At 61.0% G+C, this 6,000-nt stretch carries 6 protein-coding genes; 4 read left to right on the top strand and 2 right to left on the bottom strand.

Annotated features, from left to right (window positions below; translation table 11 throughout):
* The first annotated feature begins 246 nt into the window (after positions 1-246).
* A complete protein-coding gene (locus ACFVSI_RS07235; protein ID WP_387821371.1) occupies positions 247-1,743 on the top strand; it encodes an ATP-binding cassette domain-containing protein in 1,497 nt (498 codons plus the stop codon).
* Positions 1,744-1,812: 69 nt separating this feature from the next.
* Here the strand turns inward: ACFVSI_RS07235 and ACFVSI_RS07230 are convergent, their stop codons facing one another.
* Positions 1,813-2,181 (bottom strand): hypothetical protein, encoded by a 369-nt coding sequence (locus ACFVSI_RS07230; RefSeq protein ID WP_387821368.1) that lies wholly within the window; start codon positions 2,179-2,181, stop codon positions 1,813-1,815.
* A gap of 404 nt (positions 2,182-2,585) precedes the next feature.
* Complete coding sequence (gene serB, locus ACFVSI_RS07225; RefSeq protein ID WP_387821365.1) at positions 2,586-3,479, bottom strand: phosphoserine phosphatase SerB; 894 nt, start codon at positions 3,477-3,479, stop codon at positions 2,586-2,588.
* Between the two features lie 111 nt (positions 3,480-3,590).
* On the opposite strand from serB, the gene ACFVSI_RS07220 reads away from it, so the two are divergent.
* The 3 genes from ACFVSI_RS07220 to ACFVSI_RS07210 are packed head-to-tail and all read left to right on the top strand — an operon-like array spanning position 3,591 to position 5,996.
* Positions 3,591-4,376, top strand: a complete 786-nt coding sequence (locus tag ACFVSI_RS07220) for an ABC transporter ATP-binding protein (RefSeq protein WP_387821362.1) — start codon at positions 3,591-3,593, stop codon at positions 4,374-4,376.
* Positions 4,377-4,393: 17 nt separating this feature from the next.
* Entirely contained in the window at positions 4,394-5,179 is a 786-nt protein-coding gene (locus ACFVSI_RS07215; protein WP_144658804.1) for a sulfite exporter TauE/SafE family protein, read from the top strand.
* 7 nt (positions 5,180-5,186) lie between these two features.
* The gene (locus ACFVSI_RS07210) at positions 5,187-5,996 is read left to right on the top strand and encodes a TrmH family RNA methyltransferase (RefSeq protein ID WP_387821360.1); all 810 of its coding nucleotides are present in this window, start codon (positions 5,187-5,189) and stop codon (positions 5,994-5,996) included.
* The last annotated feature ends 4 nt before the right edge of the window (positions 5,997-6,000 follow it).

Genomic DNA, 6,000 nt, shown 5'->3' with positions numbered 1-6,000 from the left:
GCCCGGGACTTTGTCCCGGGCCGCAGTCGTTTAAGAACCAGAGAGTGACGATCTGATAAATTTTGATGATTTTCGCGTCACGAATTGCCAATACTTGTTTTATTCTCCTTTTTTGCCTTAATTCAGTTGATCTGATTGACTCGGCACAGCACCCGGAACGTTCAATGCACGGCAACGCGCCGGTGCGCCTTGCGCGCTGCGGAATTTCGAGATCTGTTGGCGCATAAACGTGAACTAGGAGCTTCTTTGGACCTGCTGTTGCATGCTGATGGTATTCACGCTTCCTACGATCAGCGACGCATCCTCAAAGGCGTTGATCTCTCGCTGCATCGCGGCGAAATACTTGGGCTGATCGGTACCAATGGGGCCGGAAAGTCCACGTTGATGGACGTCTTGTCCGGGTCCCTGCGTCACGACTCCGGGCTGGTCACTTTGGCTGGAGAGAAATTCGGGCCCGCTTCCAGGGATGAAGCCCAAGCATGTGGGGTGGGTATCATTCCGCAGAACTTCCGGCTCGATCCGCAGCTGACGGTTGCCAAGGCCATCTACAGGGGAACGTTTCAGGCCGACAAATCCCAGGATGATCTTCGGGGGCCGGCATTGAAGCTAATTAACGACGTGGCGATCGCCCTGGACCCGGATGCCCTGGTCGGCTCGCTCATCCGCGCGGAGCAAGCACTGGTGGAAGTCTTGAGGATGGTGGCCGAGGAAGCCCAACTGGTCATCATGGACGAAGCGGCAGCGTCTCTTCCCGATCATGACGTCGCGACCTTGCACCAGGTACTGAGGATGCTGGTCAACCAGGGACGGGCGATCATCTACATCACCCACCGCCTCGATGAAGTCCGGTCTATCGCGCACCGGATCGCCGTGCTGCGGGACGGCAAGGTCCATACCGTCCTCGAAGCCAGCAGGACCAATCCCGAAGAACTGGCCTTCCTGCTGCTTGAGCAGAAGCCTGCAGGCAGCAGCCGCCCTACGGAGCTTGCCGTCAGCGACGAGGCCATTCGGGTGGCAGAACTCAGTGTTGGGGACTCTGTCCGGAACATCTCATTCAGCGTTGCCAAGGGCGAAATCTTCGGGCTGCTCGGAACTCATCAATCGGGTGTCCACCAGGTAGTGGAATCCCTCGTCGGTGTCAGGCCGGCTACGTCAGGGCAGCTGTTCCTGCACGGGCAGCCCGTGAGCATCCAAGGGCCGGAGGATGCGCTGCGGCTGAGGATCGGCTACCTTTCCGAGGACGCCGGCGCTGTTGACGAAGAAGCCAGCATTGCCGAGGGCTTGCGCGTGCAGACCGGGGACGAAGACCTGAAAGACGAGATCTCGGGACTCCGGGGCGTCATCGAACTGGTGCGACGCATGCGGATCAACACAACGAATATCCATGGCACGCTCACCACTTTGTCCGGGGGAGACCGCCAGAAGGTCTCGCTCGCCAAATGGATGACTTCCGGCTGTGACGTGCTGATCATGTCCCACCCCAGCCGCGGCATCGACATTGGGGCGAAAGACGTCGTCTACCAGATGCTTGACGAGCTGAGGCAGACCGGCGTCGCAATCATTCTGATGTCCTCCGACCTCACCGAACTGGTCAGCTGGTGCCATCGGATCGGAGTAGTCCGCGATGGTGAACTTGTGACCATCGAAGCCAATTCCAACACCAACGAAGACGTTTTGGTTTATCACATGTTGGGAAGCGCTGCCGTGTCGGGACATAGTGCCGCCCGAAGGGTGAAGAGCTGACAGCCCCGGAAGTTCAACACAAAGGGACGGCCACGTTGACAGTGGCCGTCCCTTTGTCGTTGCAGGGGCTCAGATGGTGATTCCCTTTGCCAGGTTGTTGAGCTTATGGCGGGCCAAGGCAAGGTTCGCGTAGGTGCGGTCAAGCACCAAGTACACGAACAGCCCCCTGGATCCGCTGGAATTCAGGACGTTGATCAAGTGGTATTGCCCGTTCAAAGTAATGAGGATGTCTTCTATGTCGCCGTCCAGGCCGAGGTCGGCCATGGTGCGCAGCTTCGCGCTCACTACGTTTGAGTTACCCGCTGCGGCCACGCCGAGATCGAATCCGGGGCTGCCGCCCTGGGCGAGGGCCATGCCGCTGGAGTAGTCGACTACCGCGGCCCCTGTAGCGCCTTCAATGGACAACAATTGCTTTATAGCTTCGTCAAGCGTGCTCATGGTGCTTTCTTCCTGTTCAGTAATGTCTTCGAAGGAATAGGCAGAGTGACCGGAGAAGAGTTCGGGGAAGGTGCTGAGACCCTCATCCCTTGAGTACGCGCTGGGCACCGCGGACTTCGTGGTTTCACGGCTTTTCCACCATTTCCACGTTCGCTGCGAATGCTTCACTTTTCGGATTCCGCGCTTCCCTTATGCCTGGCCACCGCCTACCTCGCGGTACAACCCCAAGAGTATGCGCAGATCAGGATTAAACACCATTGCGATTCAGAAACATCGCAATTGTTGTGGGTAAAGGTACGGACCGATAACAATCAAATAAATTGATTCAGTTTTCGCGTCACGAAATCACAATAAGTGTTTCTCTGAAGGTGGCGGCATGGACTGCGTGCTTAGCGGCCCCGGAATCAGACGTTGGCGATGTGCCGCACTGCATCAAGGTAGGGCATGTTGATTGCGGCATCGGCCACGGCGCGAACTGCAGGCTTTGCGTTGAACGCTACGCCGATCCCGGCCGCCCCCAGCATGTCAAGGTCGTTCGCGCCGTCGCCGACTGCAATGGTGTGCTCCAGGTCGATCCCTTCGGCAGCGGCCCATTGGCGCAGGTACTTCTCCTTGGCTGCCCGGTCGATGACAGCACCCAGGACTTTGCCCGTGAGTGCACCGTCCACAATCTCAAGCTCATTGGCAATCCAGTAGTCCAGGCCCAGCTCCCCGGCAATCGGGCCCAGGATTTGGTTGAAGCCGCCGGAAACAACCGCCACGACGTGACCGGCCTTCTTGAACGCGGCCACGAGCTCTGCCGCACCCAGGCTGAGGCGCACTTCCTCACGTACGGAATCCACGACGGCGGCCGGCAAGCCCGCCAGTACGGCGACACGGGCATGCAGGCTCTGGGCGAAGTCGAGCTCGCCCCGCATGGCAGCTTCCGTGACGGCCGCAACCTCTTCGCGCTTGCCAGCGTAGGCAGCAAGGAGCTCGATGACCTCCTGTTGGATAAGCGTTGAATCCACGTCCATGATGAGAAGCTTGCGCCCTGCCTGCCGGAGCCCTGCGGGGACCAGGGCAGTATCGGTGCCGGTCAAAGCCGACCCGGCCACCCGGCGTCGAAGGTCGGACAGCGCGTCCGGTGAATCAAGCCGCACGTCTACATCGGCCGTGTGAACGGCGAAGCGCTCGTCACCGGTCTGTGATTCCGCGGACACTTCCGCGCCGGCGTCTGCCAGCACCTTGCGCACGGCATCGAGCGATTCAGGGGACAAATTCACGCCATAGCTGACCGCAGCCAAGTTCGAAGTCATGGCCTCAATCCTATCGATCGGCCTTCTTGCCCCCGAAACTGTTTCGCCTGTTAAACCAGCGGAAAGTGCCGGTTATCAGTCATGTTCACTTTTGTCCTAGTGTCTACTGCTATGAGTGATGTTCTGGATTTGGCTTCCGTCAGCGTTGTCCGAGGCAAAAAGACCCTGCTGGACAAGGTTGACTGGCAAGTCAACGAAGGAGAACGCTGGGTCATCCTGGGCCCCAACGGCGCTGGCAAAACAACCCTTCTCCAGATCGCCGCCGCGCGCCTGCACCCCAGCAGCGGCAAGGCCGGCATCCTCGACGAGACTCTGGGGCGGGTCGACGTCTTTGAACTCCGCCCCCGGATCGGCCTCTCCTCGGCAGCGCTTGCCACCCAGATCCCCGAGCACGAGAACGTCCTGAACGTGGTGGTCACCGCAGCGTACGGCGTCACCGGCCGCTGGCGGGAGGGGTACGAACGCGACGACGAGCGCCGCGCCTTTGGCCTCCTGAACGACTGGGGAATGGGTCCCCTCCTCAGCCGGACCTTTGCCACCCTTTCGGAGGGGGAGCGCAAGCGCGTTCAGATCGCGCGTGCCCTCATGACCGACCCCGAGCTGCTCCTGCTGGATGAGCCGGCCGCAGGCCTGGACCTGGGAGGACGTGAGGAATTGGTCCATAAGCTGGGCGAGCTCGCCAGCGACCCCGACGCGCCGGCCATGGTCCTGGTAACTCACCACCTTGAAGAGGTGCCCCCGGGCTTCACCCACGCGATGCTGTTGCGCGAAGGAGGAGTTGTGGCTGCCGGTCCCATCCAGGAAGTCCTGACCGACGAGCACCTGGGCAACACCTTCGGCCTGGCCCTGGACGTTTCCGAAAATGCCGGGCGCTACACCGCCACGGCGCGCCGCTAGGGCGGTCCCAGTACAAAATGGAGATTCTTAGCAGCATCCTGGTCTTTTTTGCTGGCCTGTGGGCCGGCACCATCAATGCGGTAGTCGGCTCCGGCACTCTGGTGACCTTCCCCGTATTGATCGCCTTGGGCGTCGTGCCTGTCGTTGCTTCCATGAGCAACGCCATGGGCCTTGTTGCAGGTACGGCCGCTGGCGCATGGGGCTATCGCCGCGAACTGGCCGGCCGCGGCAGGCAACTGCTCAAGCTGATGCCGGCGTCGCTGTTGGGCGGCATCACGGGAGCATGGCTGCTGCTCCACCTCCCGGAAAAAGTCTTTGGCTACGTGGCACCTGTCCTGCTGGTCGCTGCCCTGCTCATGGTGCTCTTCCAGCCCAAACTCCAGGCATGGATCCGGGACAGGGAACAGAACCCCGAGCATGCCATCAAGGACAAGAGCCATGGCATCCTCTTGGTGGTCCTGATCTACCTTGCCGGGGTGTACGGCGGTTACTTCGTCGCCGCTCAAGGAATCCTCCTGGTGGGCATCCTCGGAGTGTTCCTCTCGGGCACCATGCAAAATGCCAACGCCATGAAGAACATCCTCACCCTGACGGTGAACATGGTGGCGGCTGTGTCTTATCTCATCTTCGCCTTCGACAGAATCAATTGGTGGGTTGTCCTGCTCATTGCCGTCAGCTCCACCATCGGCGGGCTCGTCGGTTCAAAGGTGGGCCGGAAGCTGTCACCCAAGGTGCTGCGCGGCGTCATCTTCACGCTCGGCATCGTCGCGCTTGGCTTCATGATCGCCAACCTCCTGAAATAGTCTCCCGGTGACCTTCCACTACCTCGAATCCGCCGATGATCCGCGCGTGAGCGACTACACCACGCTCACTGATGTGCACCTGCGAAAGCTGCGCGAACCCCGGGAAGGCATGTACATCGCAGAGTCCTCCAGGGTGCTGCGCAGGGCCTTGGCCGCGGGCCACCAGCCACGCTCGTTCTTTCTGGCCGAGAAGTGGCTGGAGGACCTCAGCGACGTCTTCAAGGCCTACCCTGACGTTCCAGTCTTCATTGGCAAGGCCTCGTTGCTGGAGGAGATCACAGGCTTCCACCTTCACCGTGGTGCCATGGCCGCAATGCACCGGCCGGCCCCCGTGCCCCTGGAGGAACTCCTGGCCTCAGCACAGCGGGTCGCCGTGCTGGAGGACATCGTGGACCACACCAACGTCGGAGCGATTTTCCGTTCAGCCGCTGCCCTGGGGGTGGATGCTGTGCTGGTCTCGCCACGCTGCGGCGACCCTTTGTACCGGCGAAGCGTCCGGGTAAGCATGGGCACTGTTTTCCAGGTACCGTGGGCGCGTCTGGATAGCTGGCCCGGCGACCTGGCGCGGCTGAAGGACCAGGGTTTCACCGTGGCAGCCATGGAACTGACCGATGATGCGGTGGACCTGGACGATCTCGCGGCCAGGCAGCTTCCAAAACTGGCGTTGGTGCTGGGAACCGAAGGTGCCGGGATGAGCCCGGAGACGCTGGCCGCCGTCGACGTCGCTGTCAAAATCCCCATGCGGGCGGGTGTCGATTCGCTCAATGTGGCCGCTGCCTCCGCCGTCGCCTTCTGGGAACTCCGCCCGCGGGACTGAGCCG

This window comes from Paenarthrobacter sp. NPDC057981 (assembly GCF_042886835.1).
GTDB lineage: Bacteria > Actinomycetota > Actinomycetes > Actinomycetales > Micrococcaceae > Arthrobacter.
The sequence above is the reverse complement of the archived record's forward strand: the minus strand, read 5'-3'. Positions and strand labels throughout refer to the sequence as shown.